Genomic DNA, 21,945 nt, shown 5'->3' with positions numbered 1-21,945 from the left:
TGCGATGCGCGCATGGACGGTCGTTGAGGGGCTCGGGGGCGGCATCGCTACGTCCGGAATCCGTTACCGGTGACGGCCGCCGGTTGGCCTGAGGAGGAGACCGACGATCCGCCGGCGCTCGGCGGACGCTGGCGTCGTCTGTTGGCAGCTGTCGGCAGGCGACTCGCGGCACTGGCGGAGGCCGAGGGAGAGCGGTGGGTACTGTGGCTGCCGGTGGCGTTCGGGGCCGGGGTCTCGCTGTATTTCGGGCTGCGGCAGGAGCCTGAGCGGTGGATCGGCGCGGTGGCGGTGGGCGGCTGCCTGCTGCTGGTGCTGGCGGTGCGGCGATGGTTCGCGGTGGCCGGTGCAGCGATGGCGCTGCTGATGCTGGCCTCCGGCTTCCTGGTGGCGCAGTTGCACACGGTCCATATGGCGGCACCGGTTCTGAACCGAAGCATCGCGGGCGCCACCGTCACCGGCCGGGTGATGGCGGTTGAACGGCGGCCGAGGGCGACGCGGATCACCTTGCGGGAGGTGTCGGTCAGCCGTCTGGCATCGGAGCAGATGCCGGCGGCCCTGCGTATCCGCTTGTCGGACCGCTATCCGGCACCGGCGCCCGGATCGGTGGTGCGGCTGCGGGCGACCCTCCTGCCGCCAATGGCGCCGGCCGAACCCGGCGCCTTCGATTTCCAGCGGCGTGCCTGGTTCATGGGGTTGGGTGGCACCGGGTTCGCTACCGGAGCGCCGGAGCTTGTCGAGGCGCCGCCGGTGACCGGGTGGAGCACGGTCGCCATCGCCTTTGAACGGGCGCGCGGCGCCATTGCAGAGCGGGTGGCGGCGGCGATCGGTGATCCGGTCGAGGCGAGCGTCACCACCGCGCTGCTGAATGGCGAGGAGTTCGGCATACCCGAGGCAACGATGGACGACTTCCGCAACAGCGGGCTGGCGCATCTGCTGTCGATCTCCGGGCTGCATGTCGGCATCGCCGCCGGCATCCTGTTCTATGTGGTGCGGGCGCTGCTGGCGGCGGTGCCCTATGTCGCGCTGCGGTGGCCGATCAAGAAGATCGCGGCGCTGTTCGGCATTCTCTCGGCGCTCGCTTACACAATGCTGGTGGGGGCGCCGCTGCCGACTGTGCGGTCGGTGCTGATGACGGGCATGGCGATGGGGGCGATCATGCTGGACCGCCACCCGTTGAGCATGCGTCTGGTCGCCTTCGCTGGGCTGGTAACCGTGGCCATGGATCCAGAGGGGATGCTGGGGCCGAGCTTCCAGATGTCCTTCGCCGCGGTGGTGGCGCTGATCGCCGCCTTCGAGCGCGGCAGCGTCCGGCTGGCGGAATGGCGGCGGGATGCCGGGTGGCTGGTGCGCGGCCTGTTCTATGTCGGCGGCATTCTGCTGACCAGTGTGGTGGCGACGCTGGCGACCTTGCCCTTCTCGCTCTTCCATTTTCAGCAGATCGCCTTCTATGGCGTGCTGTCGAACCTGATCGCGATTCCCATCACATCCTTCTGGGTCATGCCGTGGAGCCTGATCGCTTATGCGCTGCTCCCCTTCGGATTGGAGGCACCGGCGCTGATCGCCATGAACTGGGGCGACCGGGCGGTGATCTGGACAGCGGAGTTCTTCGGCCGATTGCCCTGGGCGTCGCTGACGGTAACGGCAATGCCGGCGGAGGGCTTTGCGGTTCTGGTGCTGGGCGGCATCTGGCTGTGCATCTGGCGGCAGCGGTGGCGGTGGCTGGGGATGCTGCCGATCCTGGCGGGGCTGGCCTCGCCGATGCTGGCGGTGCGGCCGGATGTGCTGGTGGCGGGCGATGGGTCGGTAACGGCGGTTCGGCTGCCGGATGGGCGGTTGAGTGCGTCGGTGAAGGGCGGCGGGCGGGTGGCCGAGACCTGGCGGGAGCGCGACGGCGAACGGTCGGCGGCGGATCCCTGGCCGGCGGCGGGCGGATGGAGTGAGGGAGAGCGATCGCTGAGCTGCGATGCGCTGGGGTGTTTGTACCGGGTCGGAGGGAAGACCGTGGCGCTGCCGCGCTTGTCGGATGCGCTGGATGAGGATTGCGGCGCGGTTGATGCCGTGGTGACGGCGGCGGTGGCGCGGCGGTGCCGGGCGGAATTTGTCGCCGACCGCTGGGCGCTGCGGCATGAGGGCGCGCATGCGCTGACGGTGACGACAGACGGAATTAGACTGGAGACGGTGCGGGGTGTCAGGGGAGACCGGCCGTGGACCGGGGGAAGGTGATGTCGCAGCGATCGCTCAACCGCGCCCCTTCCCCCTGTGCAGCGTCTCAGTACTTCCGCACCAGACCGATCAGCTTGCCCTGCACGCGGACGCGGTCGGCACCGAAGATGCGGGTCTCATAGGCGGCGTTGGCAGGTTCCAGGGCGACCGTGTTGCCCTTGCGGCGCAGGCGCTTCAGCGTCACTTCGCCTTCATCGACCAGGGCGACGACGATGGTGCCGTTCTCAGCCGAATCGCAGCGCTGGATGATGATGGTGTCGTGGTCGAGGATGCCGGCTTCGATCATCGAGTCGCCGGAAACCTCCAGCGCGTAATGGTCGCCGCTGGTCAGCATCGAGGCGGGGATGTCGACGAAGGCGCTGTTGTCGCGCAGGGCCTCGATCGGCGTGCCGGCGGCGATGCGGCCATAGAGCGGAAGCTGAACGGTCTCGTTCCCGGCGGCCGGGGTCGGAGCGGGGGGGGCGGTGTCGCGGCCGGCGAAGGCGAAATCGCCCTTGATGACGTTGGGCTGGAACTTCGGCTTGGGCGCGGTGCGCGAGCGGGCGGCGTCGAGACCCTCGGGGAGGCGGAGAACCTCAAGCGCGCGGGCCCTATGGGGCAGGCGGCGGATGAAACCACGCTCCTCAAGCCCGGTGATGAGGCGATGGATGCCCGACTTGGACTTCAGGCCCAGGGCGTCCTTCATCTCGTCGAACGACGGCGAGACACCGCCCTGGCCGAGCCGTTCGTGGATGAACAGCAGCAATTCGTGCTGCTTGCGCGTGAGCATGGATGCCTCCCGGCCGTCGCCAGACTGAAGATGGAACAAAAACTAAACGTTGCTCCATGTTCTAGTTTGGTTCCTGCTGCCCGTCAAGCCCCCCATCGGCTTGTTTTAGAACTTGAATGGAACATCTGGAACGCCGTGAAACAGTTTTCCGGGTGATGTTCAACTGTTCAATCCGCCGTCCTGGCGCTCCGTTCAAGTCTAGATGCTGAATACACCATCCGTCAAAGGGAGCACGCTCACCATGGCGCCGGCAGGCTCCGGATCGGCATGGGGCGGGCGTGGGATCAGGCAGTCGGCCTGGGCGTAGAGCGTGGTGATGGCGCTGTCCTGGCGGGAGAAGGGGGTGACGGTCAGCACCCCGTCAGGGCCGGCGGCGAGGGTGGCGCGCAGATACTCCTCGCGCCGGTCGTTGGCCTTCAGCGCGGCGGTCAGGCGGGCACGCAGCGGCGGACGGTCGTCCTCCGGCGGCAGGCCCTGAAGCAGCCGCAGGATCGGGCGCAGGAACAGGATGGCGGTGACGCCGGTGGACACCGGGTTGCCGGGCAGGCCCAGCAGCGGCACCGATCCGGCCCGGCCGAACATCAGCGCCTTGCCCGGCCGCATCGCCACGGTCTGCACCTCCAGCGCCAGGCCCTGTTCGGCCAGAACGTCACGAACCAGGTCGTAATCACCATGGGCCGCTCCGCCGGTGGTGACCAGAAGATCGCAGCCTGCCGCCCCCTTCGCCAGCGCGGCGACACTCTCCGGCGTGTCCTTGGCGACGCCGAGATTGTGAGCGAGGCCGCCCTGGGCGGTGACGAGGGCGCAGAGGCCTAGTGCGTTGGTGCTGACGATCTGACTCGGCCCCAGCGGGTCGCCGGGCAGGGCGATCTCGTCGCCGGTGGCGAGAATGGCGATGCGCGGCCGGCGATGCACCGACAGCCAGGGCACATTGCCGCCGGCGGCCAGCGCGATGTCGCGGGCGGTCAGGCGGCGGTCCTTCGGCAGCAACTGCTGACCCAGGGAGAAATCGAAGCCGGCTTCACGGACGAACCGGCCAGAGGCGACGGCGCGCCCGATCCGGACCGTGGCGTCGTCGGCGCTGCAATCCTCCTGCATCACCACGGCGTCGGCACCATCGGGCAAGGGAGCGCCGGTGAAGATCCGCACCGCCTCGCCGGGGCCGACGCTGCCGGTGAAGGCATGGCCGGCGGCGGATTCACCGATGCGGCGCAGGAGAACCGGAGATTCGCCGGTCGCAGCCACGATGTCGGCGGCGCGCACCGCCCAGCCATCCATCGCGGCAGCGTGGAAGGGCGGCTGGGTCAGTCGGGCGACCACCGGTTCGGCCAGCACACGGCCCAGCGCGTCGGCCAGGGCGACGGTCTCCGCCGGCAGAGGGGCGAAGGCCGACAGGATGCGGGCGCGTGCCTCGGCGACGGAGATCATGGCTTCAGGCTCCGGCTTGCGGAGTGGCGGCGGCGCCCCACTCGCCGCTCTTGCCGCCGGCCTTGTGCAGCAGGCGGACGTCGGTGATGGTCATGCCGCGATCCACCGCCTTGCACATGTCGTAAACGGTCAATGCTGCGACGGTGACGGCGGTCAGCGCCTCCATCTCGACGCCGGTCTGGCCCTTCAGCTTGCAGGTGGCGGTAACATCCACCGCGTTGCGGGCGGGGTCGCAGGACAGGTCGACCTTGACCGAGGTCAGCATCAGCGGGTGGCACAGCGGGATCAGGTCCGGCGTGCGCTTGGCTCCCATGATGCCTGCCAGCCGGGCGACCGACAGCACGTCACCCTTTTTCATCCCGCCCTGCATGATGAGCGCCAGGGTTTCCGGCTGCATCAGCACGGTTGCCGCGGCGGTGGCGATGCGTTCGGTGTCGGCCTTGTCGGAGACATCGACCATCACCGCCTTGCCTTCGGCATCGAAATGGGTGAAGCCGGTCATCGGACGGTCTCTCGCAAGGGTTTCTCCATGAAAACACTGACGCCGTTGTCCTTGTAACAGGCATAGGGGCCACGGTCGGCGAAGCCGGCCTTGCGGTACAGCGCCAGCGCCTCGTGCTGGTGGATGCCGGATTCGAGCAGCAGGGCGGACAGCCCCTCCGTCCGCGCCTGCTCCTCCAGCCGGGCAAGCAGGCGGTCGCCGATACGGTGGCCGCGGGCGGCGGGATCGACATACATGCGCTTGACCTCGCCATATCCGGTAGGATCGACGCGAAGCGCGGCACAGCCGACCGGCACGCCGTCCTTGCGGGCGACGAAGAAGCGCACGCCCGGCGCCTCCAGCTCTGCGATGTCGAGCAGATGGCAGGTGTCCGCCGGATAGAGGTCCAGCAGATAGCGGTCGAGCGCCGCCACCAGCGCGATCACCGCATCCTGGCGCGGGCTTTCTGCGGCGATCACCACATCAGCCATCGGATCAGACCGGGGCCAGCAGGGCGCGGGTGGCGGCGGTCACGTCGTTCTGCCGCATCAGCGATTCGCCGACCAGGAAGCAGCGCGCCCCGACCTTCGCCATCCGGGCCAGATCGGCCGGGGTGTATAGGCCGCTCTCAGCCACCAGCATGCGGTCCGCCGGCACATTGGCCGCCAGTTCCTCCGTCGTCGCGATGTCGACGGCCAGCGTCTTCAGGTTGCGGTTGTTGACGCCCAACAGCGGCGTCTTCAGCAAAAGCGCGCGGTCCAGCTCGGCGCGGTCATGCACCTCGACCAGTACGTCCAGCCCCTGGGCGATCGCGGCATCCTCGATCTCGGCCGCCTGCGCGTCGGACAGCGAGGCCATGATGATCAGGATGCAGTCGGCGCCCAGTGCGCGGGCCTCGACGATCTGATAGGGATCGACCATGAAGTCCTTGCGCAGCACCGGCAGATCCACCGCGGCGCGGGCGGCCACCAGATACTCGTCCTTGCCCTGGAAATAGGGCTCGTCTGTCAGCACCGACAGGCAGGTCGCCCCCCCTTCGCTGTAGGCGCGGGCAAGGGCCGGCGGATCGAAGTCCGGACGGATCAGGCCCTTGGATGGGCTGGCCTTCTTGATCTCGGCGATCAGGCCGTAGCGGCCGGCCTCCACCGCGGCGCTCAACGCCCGGATGAAGCCACGCGGCGGGTTGGTCTCGTTGGCGGCCCTGGCGGACTCCTCGACCGCCGACAGCGGCCGGGCGGCCTTTCGGGAGGCGACCAGCGCGCGCTTGTCGTCGTTGATGCGGGTCAGAACGTCGCTCATCAGGCCATTGCCTCGTTGGTGATGGCGACCAGCCGGCGCAGGCGGTCGCGGGCGCCGCCGCTGTCGATGGCGTCGGTAGCCATGGCGACACCCTCCTTCAGCGTCACGGCCTTGCCGGACACCAGCAGGGCGGCGGCGGCGTTCAGCAGGACGATATCGCGATAGGGGCTGCGCACACCGTCGAACAGGGCATGGATCGCCGCGGCGTTGACCTGGGCGTCGCCGCCCTTCAGATCCTCGATGCGGGCGCGGGGCAGGCCGGCATCCTCCGGCGTCACCTCGAACACCGTCACCTCGCCGTCCTTCAACTGGGCGACGGTGGTGGGGCCGGTGGTGGTGATCTCGTCCAGCCCGTCGGAGCCATGGACGACCCAGGCGGCCTCGGACCCCAGCCGCTTCAGCACCTGCGCCAGCGGCTCGACCCACTGCCTGGAGAAGACGCCCAGCACCTGCCGCTTGGCGGTCGCCGGGTTGGCCAGCGGACCCAGCAGGTTGAAGACGGTGCGGGTGCCGAGCTCGACCCGGGTCGGGCCGACGTTGCGCATGGCGATGTGGTGGCGCGGCGCCATCAGGAAGGCGATCTGGGCGTCCCACAGAGCCTTGCGTACCAGCGCGAAGTCGCAGTCGAGGTTGACGCCCAGCGAGCCGAGCACGTCGGCGGCGCCTGACTTCGACGAAATGGCGCGGTTGCCATGCTTTGCGACCGGCACGCCGCAGGACGACACCACCAGCGCCGCGGCGGTGGAGATGTTGTAGGTGCCGGCCCCATCGCCGCCGGTGCCGCAGGTGTCGATGGTGCCGGGAGGGGCCTCGACCGGGATTGCCTTGGCGCGCATGACGCGGGCGGCACCGGTAATCTCGTCCACCGTCTCGCCGCGCACACGCAGCGCCATCAGGAAGCCGCCCATCTGCGACGGGGTGGCATTGCCGGACATGATGATGTCGAAAGCGAAGCCGGCCTCGGCCTCGGTCAGGGAGGCACCGGTGGCGACCTTGCCCAGGATCGCCTTCATGTCGGTCAGATCGCCGCTCATGCCGCGTGCTCCAGGCCCGAGTTCTTCAAAGGGGAGCGGGTCAGGTCCAGGAAGTTCTGCAGGATCTTGTGGCCGTGCTCGCTCTCGATGCTCTCGGGATGGAACTGCACGCCGTGGATCGGCAGGTCGCGGTGGGCCAGCGCCATGATCAGGCCGTCGGCGGTCTCACCGGTCACCTCCAGGCAGGCCGGCAGCGTGTCGCGCTCGACGATCAGCGAGTGGTAACGGGTGGCCCGGAACGGGCTGGGCAGGCCGGCGAGGACGCCACGCCCCTGGTGCAGGATGTTGTCGACCTTGCCATGCATCGGGACCGGTGCGCGGATCACCCGGCCGCCGAAGGCCTGACCGATCGACTGGTGGCCGAGGCAAACCCCCATCAAGGGCAGTCGGGCCTTGGCGGCGGCGTCGATCAGGGGCAGGCAGATGCCGGCGCGGTCAGGATCGCAGGGGCCGGGGGACAGGACGATGCCGTCGGGGCGGAGCGCCATCGCATCGTCCACCGTCAGGGCGTCGTTGCGGCGGACCTGCACGTCGGCGCCAAGCTCGCCCAGGTAATGGACGAGGTTGTAGGTAAAGCTGTCGTAATTGTCGATGAGCAGCAGCATGCGCCTTCCACCTTCGCCCGGATCGTCTGGGCCGTTCCGGCCCTGTTCCAACGATGGACACCCTAGCCGCTGAGGGGGCGGATTTCCAGCCTCCGCGCAGACTGGTGCGCCTTCACCGGCAATCGAGCTGCGGCGGGGTCTTGGGCTCGTCCAGGACTGCGCCGCGGATGTCGGTTTCCAGCGTCAGAGTGCAGCGGCGGGTCTGGCGCGGCAGATCGGCGGCGAGCGTCGCCTCGGTGCCGCGGTAGCGGCAGAGGACGAAAAGCTTGCCCCGTTGCGCGGCGTCGAACTCCCAAACCTGAACCAGCTTGCGGGCATGTTTGGCCTCGTTGTCAGGCGCCAGGGTGGAGCGGGACGCGCTGGCCATCTGTGTGGCGCGGTCGCCTTCAATCAGGGTGATGCCGACGAAGCCGTGGCTGTCGCGGCCGGCATAGGGCGCCCAGCCGCCGGGCGCCTCCGGCTGGGCCGTGACGGTGATGGTTGGCGGGCATTGCGGGCCGGCGGCCAGGGTGGGCGAGGAAATGGCGGCCAGCGACAGGCAGGCGGTGACAAAGAGCGGACGCATCGGGCGGTCTCCGGGGAATGGGCGGGCCGGATCGGTGGTAAGGCCGTTCCGGCGGCCGTTTGCGTCGTTTGAGCGATTGCGGTCGCCGCGGCAGGGTGCCACTGTGCGGCGCCCCGGTCGCAGGATGGACGTCGTCACCATGGCCCGCAAGGCGCCTTCGAAGGCTCGCAAGATTTCGCTTCCGCCCTTTCTGTCGAACCCCTTCCTTCTGGCTCTGGCGGCCGTCGCCGTGGTGTTCGCGGTGGCGATCGGTGTGGCAACGCTCACCGGCGGCCGCTCCGGCGCCGAGCGTGCCCTGCAGGCTCCCGTTCAACAAGCGCCGACCCAGCAGGCCGTGGTACCGCCGGCGCTCCCCTCGCTGCCGGCGGTGAAGGCGGAAGCGCCGGCGGCGGCCCAGCATGCGGCCGAGGGGCCGGAACATGCGGTGCCGGAAAAGCCAGCTCAAGCGGAAACGCGTCCACCCGTCACCACCGTGGCGATGCTGCCGGCGCCGGCTCCTCCGGCACAGCCGCCGGTGCAGGCGCCGGGCGGTAATGCCGCGCTGTGGCGCAAGAACGCGCTGCCGGCCGAGGTGCCGCAGGGCAAGCCGATCATCGCCATCGTCATCGACGATATGGGGCTGGACCGCAAGCGGTCGACGCGGATGGCGGGGCTCCATGGTCCGCTGACACTGTCCTGGCTGCCCTATGCCCGCGAGTTGTCGGCGCAGTCGAAGGCGGCGCGCGCGAATGGGCACGAGCTGATGCTGCACATGCCGATGGAGCCGAGCGTGAAGGCCGATCCCGGTCCGAACGCGCTGCTGGTCTCGCTGGACAAGGGTGAGATCGTCAAGCGGTTCCGCGCGGCGCTGGACAGCTTCGACGGCTATGTCGGGGTGAACAACCATATGGGGAGCCGCTTCACCGCCGATCGCGCCGCCCTGGCGCCGGTTTTGACGGAACTGCACCGCCGTGGCCTGCTGTGGCTCGACAGCCGGACGACGCCGAACAGCGCCGGGATCGGGCTGGCGCAGGAGCTGAAGATGCCCTGGATCGGGCGCGATGTGTTCCTCGACAACGAGGAGACGGTGGCCGCGGTGAAGGCCCAGCTGGCGAAGACGGAACAGGTTGCGAAGCGCCAGGGTTACGCCGTCGCCATCGGCCATCCGCATGATGCGACAATCGAGGCTCTGGCGTCCTGGCTGCCGGATGTGCAAAAGCGTGGCTTCGTTCTTGTCCCGGTCAGCGCGGTGGTGCGGACGCATCATGCCGGCGGCTGATCCGACCGAAGGGGAGCCCGCGACGATGGCCGATGCGTACAAGGTGGATGGGATGACCTGCGGCGGCTGCGCCCGCTCCGTTTCCAACGCGATCACCAAGGCGGCGCCCGATGCCGTGGTCACGGTCGACCTCGCAACCGGCACCGTGCTGGTCGACGGCGACATTCCTGTGGAATTGGTTCAGCAGGCGGTCGAGGCGGCGGGGTTCGATTTCTGCGGACCGGCGGCCTGAACCTGCCGCCTCATCGGAATTTTGGTGCGGCGCAATAAAACCGTTTTATTGTTATGGGTATTGCGGCATGCTCGGGACGATGCGATCCGTTCCGCGAGGGTGCGATGCCGCTCTATTCCTATCGCTGCAAGGCCTGCGACCATGGGTTCGAGACCCTGGTCCGCTCTGGTGAGACGCCCGCCTGTCCGTCCTGCGGAAGTGCCGACCTGAGCCGGCAGATGTCGAACGTCGCGCCGGAGGGTAAATCCGGCGCCGTCGTCCAGTCGGCCCGCCGGATGGCGGCGAAGGAGGGGCACTTCAGCAACTACTCGCGGTCGGAGCGTCCGAAGGGGTAGCGGAAACCCAATAGCCCTTACGCCGCCTTGGCGGTCACCGTCGCTGCGATCCAGCTTTCCACCCGTTCGGCGGCGGACTGCCAGTCCTGTTCCAGCATCATCGCATGGCCCATGCCCGGCATGAACACCGGCTGGGTGCCCAGTGCCATCGCGGTGGCGACCACTTCGGCGCGGGGGAACAGCAAATCCTCCTCCGCCCCCATCACCAGAATCGGCACGTCACGTGGCGGCAGAACGGGGAAGGGGATCCAGCCACCGATGTCCAGCAGGACGCGGCGTGATTCCTCCTGCATACGGCTGTCATACTGTGCGGCTTCGGCGTGCGGCATCTTGTCGGAGAACATGGCGCGGCGAATCGCTTCCGGATCGAACGCGTTTTCGCCGAAGGCCATCAGCATCGACATCTGCTGGAACACGAAGGGCGAGCGCCAGGCCAGCCCCATGGTGGAGGACAGCAGGCCATAGGGCGGAGCGGACGCCATCAGCACGCCGGCCGGGAATCGGCGCTTCGCCAGGGCGCGCTGAACCACCATCCCGCCCATTGAATGCCCGATCAGCACCGGCGGGGCGGACAAGCGGCTCGCCGCCTCCAGCACGTCGTCGACATAATCGGCGATGCCGAAATCATGCAGCCGGTCGCCCCCCTCGCTGTTGCCATGGCCGCGCAGCGACACGGCATGCGCCTCCCACCCGCGCTCGGCGAACCAGGGCAGGAACTTGGCGTCCCAGATCCAGGCACCACTGAAGGCGCCGTGGACAAAGAGAAGAGGCGGTGCTTTGGGCGTGCCGGAGGGGCGGCGGCTGATGACTTCCAGGCGGGACATCGGATCGGGGGACGTTGTTTTGCATTGCAACAAGAATGGCGGGCGAAGTGTCGCCTGTCCAGCCACGGTCCCGGCAACCCTGCTGTGTAAGGGGACTTGAGCCGTTTGACGCCGCCGGTGCGGTTTGCGACAGTCCGGACCCGCAATGCCGAACCGGAGAGTGTCCATGCCGAAACCGCCGGTCCTCGATCCTGCCACCCTGACCGCCGAAGCCGGCGCCACCGACTATCCGCAGCCCTTTCGGGCACAGGTCGCCGGGCGGCAGCGGGTGGTGCTGGGCGATCCGCTGGGGTTGACCAATTTCGGGGTCAACCTGACCCGGCTGGCGCCTGGCACCTCCTCCGCCTTGCGCCACTGGCACAGCCGGCAGGACGAGTTCGTCTATGTGGTCGAGGGCGAGTTGACGCTGGTGACCGACGCCGGCGAGACGCTGCTGACCGCCGGCATGTGCGCCGGCTTTCCGCATGGCGTCGCCGACGGCCACCGGCTGATCAACCGCAGCGACAGGCCGGCCAGCTATCTGGAGGTCGGCGACCGCAGTGCCGGCGACGAAGCCAACTATTCCGACGAGGATATGGTCTGGCGCGACGGCGGTTATCGTCATCGCGACGGAACACCCTGGGAATGAGCGGTGACCTGACGCTGGTCCTGGGCGGTGCCCGGTCGGGCAAGAGCCGCTATGCCGAAGGGCTGGTGACGGCGCTGGGTGGTCCACGCGTCTACATCGCCACCTCGCAGGTCTGGGACACGGAGATGGCCGAGCGGGTGGCGAAGCACCGCGACGACCGTGGCCCGGACTGGACCACGGTGGAGGAGCCGCGCGACCTGATCGGTGCTTTGCGTCATCACACCGCCGAGGGCACCGGCGTTCTGGTCGACTGCCTGACCCTGTGGCTGACCAACCTGATGATGGCCGACGCCGACATCGCTGCCGAGACCGCTGCATTGGTGGAGATGCTGCCGACACTGCCGGGCCGGGTGGTCCTCGTCTCCAACGAGGTCGGGCTCGGCATCGTGCCCGACAATGCGCTGGCCCGCCGCTTCCGCGACCATGCAGGCCGCCTGCACCAATCCATTGCGGCCGTGGCGCCGCACGTCGTGCTGACCGTCGCCGGTCTGCCGATCTTCGTGAAGGGAACCCCCGTATGACCGCCCCCAATATGGCCGATAGCGAAGAGCTGAACCGCCGTCACGCTGAAAAAATGAAGCGGCGCAAGGCATTGCAGGAGCGGGCGCTCGCCTCCAAGACGGTGGAGAAGGGCCTGTTGATGGTCCACACCGGCAAGGGCAAGGGCAAGTCCACCGCCGCCTTCGGACTGATGATGCGCGCGGTCGGCCACGGCATGCGCGTCGGCATGGTCCAGTTCGTCAAGGGCGCCTGGTCGACCGGTGAGACGGTGGCGCTGGAGCGCTTCGAGGATCTGGTCGACTTCTATACCATGGGCGAAGGCTTCACCTGGGACACCCAGGACCGTGCCCGCGACGTCGCCGCCGCCGAAGCCGCCTGGGCCAAGGCCAAGGAGCTGATGGCGGACCCGCGCTATCGCCTGATCGTGCTGGATGAGCTGAACATCGTGCTGCGCATGGATTATCTGCCGCTGGACGAGGTGCTGGCGACGCTGGCCGCCCGGCGACCGGATCTGCATGTCTGCATCACCGGCCGCAACGCCAAGCCGGAACTGATCGCCGCCGCCGACCTCGTCACCGAGATGACGCTGGTCAAGCATCCGTTCGAGGCCGGGGTGAAGGCCCAGGCCGGCATCGAGTTCTGAAGCCATGCCGTCACAGCCGCTCCGATCCCGGGCGATCATGTTGCAGGGCACCGGCTCCGATGTCGGCAAGTCGCTGCTGGTGGCCGGATTGTGCCGGGCTCTGGTGCGGCGCGGGCTGAGCGTCCGGCCGTTCAAGCCGCAGAACATGTCGAACAACGCCGCTGTGACCGCCGACGGTGGCGAGATCGGCCGCGCCCAGGCGCTCCAGGCGCGGGCCTGCGGCGTCGCGCCCAGCGTCCACATGAACCCTGTGCTGCTGAAACCGCAGTCGGATGTCGGCAGTCAGGTGGTGGTGCGGGGCGTGGTCGTCGGCACCGCGCGCGCCGCCGACTATCAGGCGCGCAAACGCGAGCTGCTCGGCACTGTCCTGGACAGTTTCGAGCGGCTGCGGGCCGAGGCCAACATCGTGGTGGTGGAGGGGGCTGGCAGCCCGGCGGAGGTCAATCTGCGGGCCGGCGACATCGCCAACATGGGCTTCGCCACCGCCGCCGACGTGCCGGTCCTGCTGGTCGGCGACATCGACCGCGGCGGCGTGATCGCCAGTCTGGTCGGTACTCACGCACTTCTACCAAAATCTGAACAGGAGCGGATTAAAGGATTTCTTATCAATAAGTTCCGCGGCGATGTTCGTCTGTTCGATGAAGGGCTGCGGATCATCGAAAGCCACACCGGCTGGCGCGGGTTTGGCGTCGTGCCTTGGCTGCGCGAGGCGTCGACCCTGCCGGCGGAGGATGCGGTGGCGCTCGACCGCCCGCGAACTGCCGGTGACGGAGCGTTGCGCGTCGCGGTGCCGATGTTGCCGCACATCGCCAACTTCGACGATTTCGATCCGCTGGCGCAGGAGCCCGGCGTGGCGCTGACCATGGTTCGTCCCGGCCAGCCGCTGCCGGGCGATGCCGATCTGGTGATCCTGCCCGGCACCAAGACGACGATCGCCGACCTCGCCTTCCTGCGGGAACAGGGCTGGGACATCGACCTGCTGGCCCATTGGCGGCGCGGTGGCAGGGTGCTGGGCATCTGCGGGGGCTATCAGATGCTTGGCCGGCGCATCGCCGATCCCGACGGCATCGAAGGTCCGCCGGGCGACGCCGCCGGGCTGGGCCTGCTTGACGTCGAGACGGTGCTGAAAGGGCCGAAGGTGCTGGAGGAGGCTCGAGGAATCGAGCGGCGCACCGGGGCGGCGGTGGCGGGGTACGAGATGCACATGGGCCGTACCGAGGGAGCCGACCGGGCGCGGCCGATGCTGGAACTATCGGCCGGCGGAACCGACGGCGCGGAGTCGGCGGACGGACGGGTGGCGGGATGCTACCTGCACGGCCTGTTCACGGCAGACGGCTTCCGGGCGGCCTATCTGCGCGGGCTTGGCGGCGGCGGGTCGGAACTGGGCTACGGCGCGGCGGTGGAACGGGCGCTCGACGCGGTCGCCGACCGCCTGGAGAGCGTGGTGGACATGGACGGTCTGCTGACGGTCGCGGAGGGGTGAAGGGGGGCGTCGCGCCCCCTCAAACCTCCTCGCGCTCCACCGATAAGGCGCGCGGCAGCTTGAAGACGATGTTTTCGGTCGCCGTGCGCAGTTCCTCCACCGTCACGTCGAAGCGCGAGCGGGCGGCTTCGATGACCTCCTCCACCAGCACTTCCGGGGCCGAGGCGCCGGCTGTGATGCCGAGCCGGGCGACGCCCGCGAGCGCGTTCCAATCGATGTCGGCGGCGCGCTGGACCAGCTGGGCGGCCGGGCAGCCGTGGGTCTTCGCCACCTCGACCAGCCGCTTGGAATTGGAGGAGTTCGGCGCGCCCAGCACCAGCAGCGCGTCCACCTTCGGCGCGATGGCCTTCACCGCCGCCTGACGGTTGGTGGTGGCATAGCAGATGTCCTCCTTCTTCGGCCCGGCGATGGCGGGGAAGCGGGCCTGTAGGGCGGCCAGGATCTCCGTCGTCTCGTCGACCGACAGGGTGGTCTGGGTGGCGTAGGCGAGGTTTTCCGGGTCGCGCACCGCCAGTGTCGCGACATCGGCCACCGTCTCCACCAGCACCACGGCGCCCTCCGGCAGCTGGCCCATGGTGCCGATCACCTCCGGATGTCCGGCATGGCCGATGAGGACGATCTGTTTGCCTTCGTCGAAATGCCGCTCGGCCTCGCGGTGGACCTTGCTGACCAGCGGGCAGGTGGCGTCGAGATAGAACAGGCCGCGCGCCTCGGCCGCCTGCGGCACCGATTTCGGCACGCCATGGGCGGAGAAGACCACCGGGCGGCCGTCCGGCACCTCGGTCAGTTCGTCGACGAAGACGGCGCCCTTTGCTTCCAGGCTTTCGACCACGAATCGGTTGTGGACGATCTCGTGCCGCACATAGACCGGCGCCCCGAAGCGCTCCAGCGCCGTCTCGACAATCTGGATCGCCCGGTCCACCCCGGCGCAGAAACCGCGCGGCGCCGCCAGGAGGATGGTCAGGGAATTGGTCGTGGTCATGTGCACTGTACCGCCCTTGCGTGAAGAAGGTCGCCCTTAGGTGGTCCTGTGCCGAACGGTCACAAGGGATAGAACCGCCGCGCGGTCTTGTGCCGGTCAAGCTGGGACACTAAAGTCGTGGTCCAACAGCCCGTTAACCGATCAGGCCGAACCGATGGACCGCCGCGACCGTAATATAGGAACCCCCGCCCGGAAAAGCCCGATGGCGTCCCTCTTTGGGATGGGCCGCCCTGCGCTGCTCGCGGCCGGGGCCGTTCTGGTGCTTTCCGGCTGCTCCGGCATGGGGTTGGGGCCGAAGGATCCGGCCGAAGCGGCTCTGGCCTGCCCCAAGGTCAACATCGTCCGCGATTTGCAGGAGGTGACGGTCTTCCGTCCCGGCGGCAAGGATCTGACCGATCTGGAGTCGCGCGCCGCCCTGACCGATTTCAGCGGCAGCTGCGATTACACCAGCGCCGGCGTCACCGTGAACGTCAATGTCTATCTGGTGGCCGAACGCGGCCCGGCGCTTCAGGGCACCACCGCCAAGTACCAGTATTTCGTCGCCATCGCCAAGCCGGACGACACGCTGGTGTCGAAGGCCTATTTCGACACCGATGTGACCTTCGTCCCCGGCCAACCGCGCGCCGGCACCAAGGAGGAGCTGGCCCCGAAGATTCCGTTGCCCAAGGACGCCAACGCCAAGGACTGGAAGATCTATCTCGGCTTCCAGCTGACGCCGGAGCAGCTGAACTTCAACCGGACTCAGGTCAAGAAGTAGGCGTTTTCGGGTTTCCAGTTGATTGATCGCTTGAAAGGAGCGCCCACATGGAATGTGGGCGCTCCTTCAACTTTGCGAACTCAGGGCAGAGAGATTACGCAAGTCGGCTTGCGGCGAAGAAGGTTGCGGTTGGCGTACCGTCGAGAATGCCATCGGTAATGATGGTGTTGAGCACCTTCATCTCCACGTAATCCGTCGTCCCGTTCATGTATGTCACCGACGTCGTGGCGGCATAGGTCGGGGTGGACATGGGGGTGAGGGATCGGCACAGGGAAATATTGGCGTCGTTGAGGTAGAGCCCCGCGTAAATCGACCCGTTGGCGCCGCAATTCATCATCACCTGTGCGTGAAGCAGATAGTAGCCGGCGATGGAAGGCTGGAAGCGGGAGGTCGTGCCGTTGAATGCGTTGCCGACATTGATGTCGGCCGTGGTCAGCAGGACCTTGGCCCAACTGTTGTTGGTGATGCCGTTCTGGCCGACGTTGTTGCGGTGCGCCCGGACAACGACAGAGTTTTGCGTCGAGGCCGTAAGGTCGATGAAGGATCGCTCGTCCACGACCGCATCGTTGGTGATGGCATCGGTGGTCGGCAGCAGCATCACACGGGCCACCGGCAGCTTTCCGGCCGGAATCGCCGGCGGGGTCAGGCTGTTGGCGGCGCCGGTGACGATGGCCGCCGCACCGGTGCTGCGGTCCACCACCACGCGGTCGATGCGGAAACCGCTGGCCGGCGGCGCGAAGGGGCCGATGGACTGGGCGTTCACCTCGGTCAGGGTGGTGCCGTTCAGCAGGTTGCCGGGATCGAGCGCCAGGGTCAGGTTCGGCACGAGCTGGGCATGGGGGGCGAAGTTGCCGACGATGCGCTGGGACACCGCCCAGTTGGCTGCGGACTGGGACAGGTCGGACGGGTTGAAGGCCTGAACGGTCATTGCGCGCTCTCCACTCTGTCGATTGGGATGAGTCCCGCGATGGACAACGGCTGGCCAGCTCGGCGTGACGCGGTGTAAAGGTTTTTATACCTATATTGACCGCAAGAAAGGAAAATTTCCAAAACTGCGATATTTCAACGAATTGGCTGGTTCGTGGCCCAGAGCGCCGATTGACAAACCTGTCTGATCGCGACAGTGTGCCGCCATTACGCCGATGATCCCTCGCGGGAGAGATCGCTTGCGGGCTTGTCGTAAATCGACAGGTTGGCAGGCGGCGCCGAAGGAGCAACCGCCCCCGGAAACTCTCAGGCAAAAGGACCGCAAGGGGATAAGGCAACTCTGGAAAGCAGCCTCGGCGCTTACCCGCCGCGACTCACCGAAGGAGTAAACCGGGTGCCCGGCTCGACCGGACGGCGGTGAATCTCTCAGGTCCAAGACAGAGGGGGCAGCGTCCCGCACCGATCCCGGCGCGGGTGCCGTAACCCTGTCGGAGGACCCGCGTGACCGAGGCCGCAACCGCTCTCAAGACCACCCCGTTGCACGCGCTCCATGTCGAGCTTGGCGCCCGCATGGTGCCCTTCGCCGGCTATGACATGCCGGTGCAGTATCCGCTGGGCATCCTGAAGGAGCACCAGCACACCCGCGAGAAGGCCGGGCTGTTCGACGTGTCCCATATGGGGCAGGTCCGCCTGACCGGGGCCGATCCCGCCGCCGCCCTGGAAACCCTGGTGCCCGGCGACATCAAGGGGCTGGCCCAGGGCCGCATGCGCTACACGCTGTTCCTGAACGAGCAGGGCGGCATCCTCGACGACCTGATGGTGACCAACGCCGGCGACCACCTGTTCCTGGTGGTCAATGCCGCCTGCAAGGAGCAGGACGTCGCTCACCTGCGCGAGAAGCTGGCCGGCAAGGCCGAGGTCGAACTGCTGGACGATCTGGCGCTGATGGCGCTCCAGGGGCCGATGGCGGCCGAGGTGATGGCCCGCTTCGTGCCGGAAGCCGCCACCATGAAGTTCATGAGCTACCTGTCCGCCACCTTCAAGGGCGTGCCGGTGATCCTGACCCGTTCCGGCTATACCGGCGAGGACGGCTACGAGATCTCCTGCGACAAGGCCGACGCCGAGATGATCGCCCGCGCGCTTCTGGCCGAATCGGAGGTCGAGGCGATCGGTCTGGGCGCCCGCGACTCGCTGCGGCTGGAAGCCGGCCTCTGCCTCTACGGCCACGACATCGACACCACCACCACGCCGGTGGACGGTGCCCTGGAATGGACGCTGCCCAAGCGCCGCCGCGCCGAGGGCGGTTTCCCCGGCTACGACATCATCCACCGGCAACTGACCGAGGGCGCCGCGCGCCGCCGCGTCGGCATCCAGCCGGAAGGCCGCCAGCCGGCCCGCGAGCACACCGAAATCCAGGATGCCAACGGCAATCGCATCGGCGAGATCACCAGCGGCGGCTTCGGCCCGACCGCCGGGGCGCCGGTCGCCATGGGCTATGTCGACATCGCGAATTCCGCAGTCGGCACGCCGTTGACGCTGGTGGTGCGCGGCAAGCCGCTGCCTGCCCGTGTCGCCGCCACGCCCTTCGTGCCGCAACGCTATTACCGGGGCTGACGCTCCGGTCCTCCCAACCGCAAGCAACGTTTCAAACAGGGAACCCTTCACATGACCAAGAAATTCACCAAGGACCACGAGTGGGTTCAGGTCGACGGCGACGTCGCCACCGTCGGCGTCACCGACTTCGCCCAGAGCCAGCTCGGCGACGTGGTGTTCGTCGAGCTGCCCGAGGCTGGCCGCGTGCTGGAGCAGGGCAAGGAAGCCGCCGTCGTCGAATCGGTGAAGGCCGCCAGCGACGTCTACGCCCCGGTCTCCGGCACCGTCGTCGAGGCCAATCAGGCTCTGGTCGATGACCCGTCGATGGTCAACAGCGCGGCCGAGGGTGAGGGCTGGTTCTTCAAGATCCAGTTGAAGGACGCCGCGGAACTCGATGGCCTGATGGACGAATCGGCCTACAAGGCCTTCGTGGAGGAATCCCACTAACATGCGCTATCTGCCCCTGACCGAGGCCGACCGGCAGTCCATGCTGGAGGCCATCCGCGCAACATCGGTCGAAGACCTGTTCCGCGACGTTCCAAAGGCGGCCCGTCTGGCCGGCCCGATCGGGGGCTTGCCCAACCATATGGGCGAGCTTGAGGTCGAACGGCTGCTGGGCTCCCTGGCGGCGAAGAACATCCCGGCCGGGTCGGTGCCCAGCTTCCTCGGTGCCGGTGCCTACCGTCACCATGTGCCGGCCACCGTCGACCATCTGATCCAGCGCGGCGAGTTCCTGACCGCCTACACGCCGTACCAGCCGGAGGTGAGCCAGGGCACGTTGCAGGTTCTGTTCGAGTTCCAAACCCAGGTCGCGCTGCTGACCGGCATGGATGTGGCCAACGCCTCGATGTATGACGGCGCCACCTCCTGCGCCGAGGCGGTGATGATGGCCAACCGCGTCACCCGGCGGAAGAAGGCGATCCTGTCCGGTGGCCTGCACCCGCATTACCGCGACGTGACCACCACCGACGCCCGCTTCATCGGCTTCGAGGCGGTGGCCCTGCCGGCCGCCCCGACCGGCGGCGAGGATCTGTTGGCGCTGGTCGACGACAAGACCGCTTGCGTCGTCGTGCAGAATCCGGACGTGTTCGGCCATGTCCGCGACTACACCGACCTCGCCGCCGCTTGCCAGGCCAAGGGCGCGCTGCTGATCGTCGTGGTGACCGAGGCACTGTCGCTGGGGCTGCTGACGCCGCCGGGCGACATGGGCGCCGACATCGTCGCGGCGGAAGGCCAGTCCTTCGGCAACGCGCTGAATTTCGGCGGCCCTTATGTCGGGCTGTTCGCGGTGAAGGACAAATATGTCCGCCAGATGCCGGGCCGCCTGTGCGGCGAGACGGTGGACGCAGATGGCCGGCGCGGCTTCGTGCTGACGCTCTCCACCCGCGAGCAGCACATCCGCCGCGAGAAGGCGACCTCGAACATCTGCACCAATTCCGGCCTGTGCGCGCTGGCCTTCTCGATCCATGTCAGCCTGCTGGGCGAGGCGGGGATCACGCAGCTGGCCCAGCTGAACCATGCCAAGGCGGTCCAGATGGCCGACAAGCTGGCAGCGGTTCCTGGTGTAGAGCTGCTGAACGACGGATTCTTCAACGAATTCACCGTCAAGCTGCCGAAGCCGGCCGCCGCGGTGGTCGAGGAGCTGGCCAAGCGCCGCATCCTGGGCGGCGTGCCGGTGTCGCGCCTCTATCCGGGCGAGATGGAAGACCTGCTGCTGGTCGCCGTCACCGAGACCAACACCGACGCCGACATGGACGCTTTCGCCGCCGCTCTGAGTGAGGTTCTGGCATGAGCATGAACAACCAGGGCCGTCCGTCGGCCATTCCGGCCGGTGCCGCCTCGTTCGACGGCGTGACCGGCACCGTCACCGGCAACCGCGGCCTCCAGATCGAAGAGCCGCTGATCTTCGAGCAGGACAGCGCCGGCCGCACCGGTGTCGATCTGCCCGACGTGCCGCAGGTGGCCTCGCGCCTGGGGGCGGTGAAGCCGCGCGCCAAGGTCGGGCTGCCCGGCCTCGCCGAGCCGCAGGTGGTCCGCCACTACACCCGCCTGTCGCAGAAGAACTACGCCATCGACAGCGGATTCTATCCGCTGGGCTCCTGCACGATGAAGCACAACCCGCGCCTGAACGAGAAGATGGCGCGGCTGCCGGGCTTCTCCGACGTGCACCCGATGCAGCCGGTCAGCACGGTTCAGGGTGCCTTGGAACTGATGGACCAGTTGGCCTATTGGCTGAAGACGCTGACCGGCATGGCTGCCGTGACGCTGGCGCCCGCCGCCGGCGCCCATGGCGAGATGTGCGGCATCATGGCGATCCGCTCGGCGCATGAGGCGAAGGGCGATACCGGCCGCACCAAGATCCTGGTGCCGGAAAGCGCCCACGGCACCAACCCGGCGACGGCCGCCGCCTGCGGCTACAGCGTCGATGCCATTCCGGCGACCGCCGACGGCCGCGTCGATCTGGAGGCGCTGAAGGCGAAGCTCGGCCCCGATGTCGCCGGGCTGATGCTGACCAACCCCAACACCTGCGGCCTGTTCGAACGCGACATCATCGAGATCGCCGACGCGGTGCATGCGGCGGGCGGCTATTTCTACTGCGACGGCGCCAACTTCAACGCCATCGTCGGGCGGGTGCGTCCAGCCGATCTCGGCGTCGACGTCATGCACATCAACCTGCACAAGACCTTCTCCACCCCGCATGGGGGCGGCGGTCCGGGCTCCGGCCCGGTGGTGTTCGCGGAGTCGCTGGCGCCCTACATCCCGGTGCCCTACGTCACCCACGGCAAGGGCGGCTTCGCGCTGGTCGAGAATGCCGGCGAGGGGCCTGCCTTCGGCCGCATGAAAGCCTTCCACGGCCAGATGGGCATGTTCGTCCGCGCCCTGTCCTACATGCTGAGCCACGGCGCCGACGGGCTGTGGCAGGCGTCGGGCGACGCGGTGCTGAACGCCAACTACGTCATGGCCCGGCTGGAGGATGTGTTGACGGCCTCCTTCGAGGGACCGTGCATGCACGAGTGCCTGTTCGACGACCGTTTCCTGAAGGGGACGGGGGTCACCACGCTCGATATGGCGAAGGCGCTGATCGACGAGGGCTTCCACCCGATGACCATGTATTTCCCGCTGGTCGTCCATGGTGCCCTGCTGATCGAGCCGACCGAGACGGAAAGCAAGGCCAGCCTGGACCAGTTCGTCGATGCGCTGCGTGCGCTGGCCGAGCGGGCGAAGTCCGGCGACGTCGCCTACTTCCAGGCCGCGCCGCGCCTGACGCCGCGCCGTCGCCTGGACGAGACGGCCGCCGCCCGCAAGCCTGTCCTGCGCTGGACCCCGCCGGTTCCGGCGGAGGCTCTGGCGGCGGAGTGAGGATGGACCTGAAACTCC

24 protein-coding genes and 1 riboswitch are annotated in these 21,945 nt (G+C 68.0%); of the genes, 13 read left to right on the top strand and 11 right to left on the bottom strand.

The window, feature by feature from the left end; translation table 11 throughout:
- Nucleotides 1–69: 69 nt before the first annotated feature.
- On the top strand, nucleotides 70–2,223 hold the full coding sequence (locus tag E6C72_RS11215) for a ComEC/Rec2 family competence protein (protein ID WP_109085564.1): 2,154 nt from the start codon (nucleotides 70–72) through the stop codon (nucleotides 2,221–2,223).
- A gap of 46 nt (nucleotides 2,224–2,269) precedes the next feature.
- Here the strand turns inward: E6C72_RS11215 and lexA are convergent, their stop codons facing one another.
- The 8 genes from lexA to E6C72_RS11175 all read right to left on the bottom strand — a co-directional run bounded on the left by lexA (nucleotide 2,270) and on the right by E6C72_RS11175 (nucleotide 8,404).
- Nucleotides 2,270–2,992, bottom strand: a complete 723-nt coding sequence (gene lexA, locus E6C72_RS11210) for a transcriptional repressor LexA (RefSeq protein ID WP_109085624.1) — start codon at nucleotides 2,990–2,992, stop codon at nucleotides 2,270–2,272.
- Between the two features lie 198 nt (nucleotides 2,993–3,190).
- Nucleotides 3,191–4,420, bottom strand: coding sequence for a gephyrin-like molybdotransferase Glp (glp, locus tag E6C72_RS11205; protein ID WP_109085563.1), 1,230 nt, complete (start codon nucleotides 4,418–4,420; stop codon nucleotides 3,191–3,193).
- Between the two features lie 4 nt (nucleotides 4,421–4,424).
- Nucleotides 4,425–4,922, bottom strand: a complete 498-nt coding sequence (moaC, locus tag E6C72_RS11200; protein WP_109085562.1) for a cyclic pyranopterin monophosphate synthase MoaC — start codon at nucleotides 4,920–4,922, stop codon at nucleotides 4,425–4,427.
- Complete coding sequence (locus E6C72_RS11195; protein ID WP_109085561.1) at nucleotides 4,919–5,392, bottom strand: GNAT family N-acetyltransferase; 474 nt, start codon at nucleotides 5,390–5,392, stop codon at nucleotides 4,919–4,921. The genes moaC and E6C72_RS11195 overlap by 4 nt, the downstream gene beginning before the upstream one ends.
- A gap of 4 nt (nucleotides 5,393–5,396) precedes the next feature.
- Nucleotides 5,397–6,200: an indole-3-glycerol phosphate synthase TrpC gene (trpC, locus tag E6C72_RS11190; protein WP_109085560.1), complete on the bottom strand. Its 804-nt coding sequence runs from the start codon at nucleotides 6,198–6,200 to the stop codon at nucleotides 5,397–5,399.
- A complete protein-coding gene (trpD, locus tag E6C72_RS11185; RefSeq protein WP_109085559.1) occupies nucleotides 6,200–7,234 on the bottom strand; it encodes an anthranilate phosphoribosyltransferase in 1,035 nt (344 codons plus the stop codon). Before trpD ends, trpC begins: the two co-directional genes overlap by 1 nt.
- Nucleotides 7,231–7,839 (bottom strand): aminodeoxychorismate/anthranilate synthase component II, encoded by a 609-nt coding sequence (locus E6C72_RS11180; RefSeq protein WP_109085558.1) that lies wholly within the window; start codon nucleotides 7,837–7,839, stop codon nucleotides 7,231–7,233. Before E6C72_RS11180 ends, trpD begins: the two co-directional genes overlap by 4 nt.
- Nucleotides 7,840–7,951: 112 nt before the next feature.
- On the bottom strand, nucleotides 7,952–8,404 hold the full coding sequence (locus tag E6C72_RS11175; RefSeq protein ID WP_109085557.1) for an STY0301 family protein: 453 nt from the start codon (nucleotides 8,402–8,404) through the stop codon (nucleotides 7,952–7,954).
- A 124-nt stretch (nucleotides 8,405–8,528) separates the two neighbouring features.
- On the opposite strand from E6C72_RS11175, the gene E6C72_RS11170 reads away from it, so the two are divergent.
- The 3 genes from E6C72_RS11170 to E6C72_RS11160 all read left to right on the top strand — a co-directional run bounded on the left by E6C72_RS11170 (nucleotide 8,529) and on the right by E6C72_RS11160 (nucleotide 10,229).
- Nucleotides 8,529–9,662 carry a divergent polysaccharide deacetylase family protein gene (locus E6C72_RS11170; RefSeq protein WP_247875671.1) on the top strand — a complete coding sequence of 378 codons (1,134 nt, stop codon included), beginning with the start codon at nucleotides 8,529–8,531 and terminating at the stop codon, nucleotides 9,660–9,662.
- Between the two features lie 25 nt (nucleotides 9,663–9,687).
- Nucleotides 9,688–9,894, top strand: a complete 207-nt coding sequence (locus E6C72_RS11165; RefSeq protein ID WP_109085623.1) for a heavy-metal-associated domain-containing protein — start codon at nucleotides 9,688–9,690, stop codon at nucleotides 9,892–9,894.
- 104 nt (nucleotides 9,895–9,998) lie between these two features.
- Nucleotides 9,999–10,229 carry a zinc ribbon domain-containing protein gene (locus E6C72_RS11160; RefSeq protein WP_109085555.1) on the top strand — a complete coding sequence of 77 codons (231 nt, stop codon included), beginning with the start codon at nucleotides 9,999–10,001 and terminating at the stop codon, nucleotides 10,227–10,229.
- Between the two features lie 17 nt (nucleotides 10,230–10,246).
- Here E6C72_RS11160 and E6C72_RS11155 read toward each other — a convergent pair whose 3' ends face one another.
- On the bottom strand, nucleotides 10,247–11,053 hold the full coding sequence (locus E6C72_RS11155) for an alpha/beta hydrolase (protein WP_109085554.1): 807 nt from the start codon (nucleotides 11,051–11,053) through the stop codon (nucleotides 10,247–10,249).
- A 166-nt stretch (nucleotides 11,054–11,219) separates the two neighbouring features.
- On the opposite strand from E6C72_RS11155, the gene E6C72_RS11150 reads away from it, so the two are divergent.
- From E6C72_RS11150 to E6C72_RS11135, 4 genes are read left to right on the top strand one after another with little or no spacing between them, the layout of a single operon-like run.
- Complete coding sequence (locus E6C72_RS11150) at nucleotides 11,220–11,681, top strand: cupin domain-containing protein (protein ID WP_109085553.1); 462 nt, start codon at nucleotides 11,220–11,222, stop codon at nucleotides 11,679–11,681.
- Nucleotides 11,678–12,202, top strand: coding sequence for a bifunctional adenosylcobinamide kinase/adenosylcobinamide-phosphate guanylyltransferase (gene cobU, locus E6C72_RS11145; RefSeq protein WP_109085552.1), 525 nt, complete (start codon nucleotides 11,678–11,680; stop codon nucleotides 12,200–12,202). The genes E6C72_RS11150 and cobU overlap by 4 nt, the downstream gene beginning before the upstream one ends.
- Nucleotides 12,203–12,213: 11 nt before the next feature.
- Nucleotides 12,214–12,825: a cob(I)yrinic acid a,c-diamide adenosyltransferase gene (gene cobO / locus E6C72_RS11140; RefSeq protein WP_109085622.1), complete on the top strand. Its 612-nt coding sequence runs from the start codon at nucleotides 12,214–12,216 to the stop codon at nucleotides 12,823–12,825.
- 37 nt (nucleotides 12,826–12,862) lie between these two features.
- On the top strand, nucleotides 12,863–14,308 hold the full coding sequence (locus E6C72_RS11135) for a cobyric acid synthase (protein WP_348981151.1): 1,446 nt from the start codon (nucleotides 12,863–12,865) through the stop codon (nucleotides 14,306–14,308).
- A gap of 19 nt (nucleotides 14,309–14,327) precedes the next feature.
- Here E6C72_RS11135 and ispH read toward each other — a convergent pair whose 3' ends face one another.
- Complete coding sequence (gene ispH / locus E6C72_RS11130; RefSeq protein ID WP_109085550.1) at nucleotides 14,328–15,290, bottom strand: 4-hydroxy-3-methylbut-2-enyl diphosphate reductase; 963 nt, start codon at nucleotides 15,288–15,290, stop codon at nucleotides 14,328–14,330.
- Nucleotides 15,291–15,492: 202 nt separating this feature from the next.
- Between ispH and E6C72_RS11125 the strand changes: the two genes are divergently transcribed.
- Nucleotides 15,493–16,047, top strand: a complete 555-nt coding sequence (locus tag E6C72_RS11125; RefSeq protein WP_247875670.1) for a hypothetical protein — start codon at nucleotides 15,493–15,495, stop codon at nucleotides 16,045–16,047.
- A 94-nt stretch (nucleotides 16,048–16,141) separates the two neighbouring features.
- Here E6C72_RS11125 and E6C72_RS11120 read toward each other — a convergent pair whose 3' ends face one another.
- Entirely contained in the window at nucleotides 16,142–16,975 is an 834-nt protein-coding gene (locus tag E6C72_RS11120) for a hypothetical protein (protein ID WP_109085548.1), read from the bottom strand.
- Between the two features lie 215 nt (nucleotides 16,976–17,190).
- Nucleotides 17,191–17,306: riboswitch (glycine riboswitch) on the top strand.
- Between the two features lie 169 nt (nucleotides 17,307–17,475).
- Between E6C72_RS11120 and gcvT the strand changes: the two genes are divergently transcribed.
- From gcvT to gcvPB, 4 genes are read left to right on the top strand one after another with little or no spacing between them, the layout of a single operon-like run.
- On the top strand, nucleotides 17,476–18,588 hold the full coding sequence (gene gcvT / locus E6C72_RS11115) for a glycine cleavage system aminomethyltransferase GcvT (RefSeq protein ID WP_109085547.1): 1,113 nt from the start codon (nucleotides 17,476–17,478) through the stop codon (nucleotides 18,586–18,588).
- Between the two features lie 51 nt (nucleotides 18,589–18,639).
- Nucleotides 18,640–19,014: a glycine cleavage system protein GcvH gene (gcvH, locus tag E6C72_RS11110; RefSeq protein ID WP_109085546.1), complete on the top strand. Its 375-nt coding sequence runs from the start codon at nucleotides 18,640–18,642 to the stop codon at nucleotides 19,012–19,014.
- A 1-nt stretch (nucleotide 19,015) separates the two neighbouring features.
- Nucleotides 19,016–20,359, top strand: a complete 1,344-nt coding sequence (gcvPA, locus tag E6C72_RS11105) for an aminomethyl-transferring glycine dehydrogenase subunit GcvPA (RefSeq protein ID WP_109085545.1) — start codon at nucleotides 19,016–19,018, stop codon at nucleotides 20,357–20,359.
- Complete coding sequence (gene gcvPB / locus E6C72_RS11100) at nucleotides 20,356–21,927, top strand: aminomethyl-transferring glycine dehydrogenase subunit GcvPB (protein ID WP_109085544.1); 1,572 nt, start codon at nucleotides 20,356–20,358, stop codon at nucleotides 21,925–21,927. The genes gcvPA and gcvPB overlap by 4 nt, the downstream gene beginning before the upstream one ends.
- Nucleotides 21,928–21,945: the final 18 nt, after the last annotated feature.

Source organism: Azospirillum sp. TSH100 (assembly GCF_004923295.1).
GTDB lineage: Bacteria > Pseudomonadota > Alphaproteobacteria > Azospirillales > Azospirillaceae > Azospirillum.
Note: the sequence above shows the minus strand (reverse complement) of the source record. Positions and strands in the feature narration are given on the sequence as shown.

Excerpts from the sequence above, each read along its gene's own strand:
- gcvH (WP_109085546.1), top strand. The coding sequence starts at position 18,640 with ATGACCAAGAAATTCACCAAGGACCACGAGTGGGTTCAGGTCGACGGC.
- cobO (WP_109085622.1), top strand. The coding sequence starts at position 12,214 with ATGGCCGATAGCGAAGAGCTGAACCGCCGTCACGCTGAAAAAATGAAG.
- moaC (WP_109085562.1), bottom strand. The coding sequence starts at position 4,922 with ATGACCGGCTTCACCCATTTCGATGCCGAAGGCAAGGCGGTGATGGTC.
- E6C72_RS11165 (WP_109085623.1), top strand. The coding sequence starts at position 9,688 with ATGGCCGATGCGTACAAGGTGGATGGGATGACCTGCGGCGGCTGCGCC.
- E6C72_RS11195 (WP_109085561.1), bottom strand. The coding sequence starts at position 5,392 with ATGGCTGATGTGGTGATCGCCGCAGAAAGCCCGCGCCAGGATGCGGTG.
- E6C72_RS11175 (WP_109085557.1), bottom strand. The coding sequence starts at position 8,404 with ATGCGTCCGCTCTTTGTCACCGCCTGCCTGTCGCTGGCCGCCATTTCC.
- E6C72_RS11155 (WP_109085554.1), bottom strand. The coding sequence starts at position 11,053 with ATGTCCCGCCTGGAAGTCATCAGCCGCCGCCCCTCCGGCACGCCCAAA.
- gcvPB (WP_109085544.1), top strand. The coding sequence starts at position 20,356 with ATGAGCATGAACAACCAGGGCCGTCCGTCGGCCATTCCGGCCGGTGCC.
- E6C72_RS11180 (WP_109085558.1), bottom strand. The coding sequence starts at position 7,839 with ATGCTGCTGCTCATCGACAATTACGACAGCTTTACCTACAACCTCGTC.
- E6C72_RS11150 (WP_109085553.1), top strand. The coding sequence starts at position 11,220 with ATGCCGAAACCGCCGGTCCTCGATCCTGCCACCCTGACCGCCGAAGCC.
- glp (WP_109085563.1), bottom strand. The coding sequence starts at position 4,420 with ATGATCTCCGTCGCCGAGGCACGCGCCCGCATCCTGTCGGCCTTCGCC.
- ispH (WP_109085550.1), bottom strand. The coding sequence starts at position 15,290 with ATGACCACGACCAATTCCCTGACCATCCTCCTGGCGGCGCCGCGCGGT.
- gcvPA (WP_109085545.1), top strand. The coding sequence starts at position 19,016 with ATGCGCTATCTGCCCCTGACCGAGGCCGACCGGCAGTCCATGCTGGAG.
- E6C72_RS11160 (WP_109085555.1), top strand. The coding sequence starts at position 9,999 with ATGCCGCTCTATTCCTATCGCTGCAAGGCCTGCGACCATGGGTTCGAG.
- E6C72_RS11135 (WP_348981151.1), top strand. The coding sequence starts at position 12,863 with ATGTTGCAGGGCACCGGCTCCGATGTCGGCAAGTCGCTGCTGGTGGCC.
- cobU (WP_109085552.1), top strand. The coding sequence starts at position 11,678 with ATGAGCGGTGACCTGACGCTGGTCCTGGGCGGTGCCCGGTCGGGCAAG.
- trpD (WP_109085559.1), bottom strand. The coding sequence starts at position 7,234 with ATGAGCGGCGATCTGACCGACATGAAGGCGATCCTGGGCAAGGTCGCC.
- E6C72_RS11120 (WP_109085548.1), bottom strand. The coding sequence starts at position 16,975 with ATGACCGTTCAGGCCTTCAACCCGTCCGACCTGTCCCAGTCCGCAGCC.
- E6C72_RS11170 (WP_247875671.1), top strand. The coding sequence starts at position 8,529 with ATGGACGTCGTCACCATGGCCCGCAAGGCGCCTTCGAAGGCTCGCAAG.
- trpC (WP_109085560.1), bottom strand. The coding sequence starts at position 6,200 with ATGAGCGACGTTCTGACCCGCATCAACGACGACAAGCGCGCGCTGGTC.
- E6C72_RS11125 (WP_247875670.1), top strand. The coding sequence starts at position 15,493 with ATGGCGTCCCTCTTTGGGATGGGCCGCCCTGCGCTGCTCGCGGCCGGG.
- lexA (WP_109085624.1), bottom strand. The coding sequence starts at position 2,992 with ATGCTCACGCGCAAGCAGCACGAATTGCTGCTGTTCATCCACGAACGG.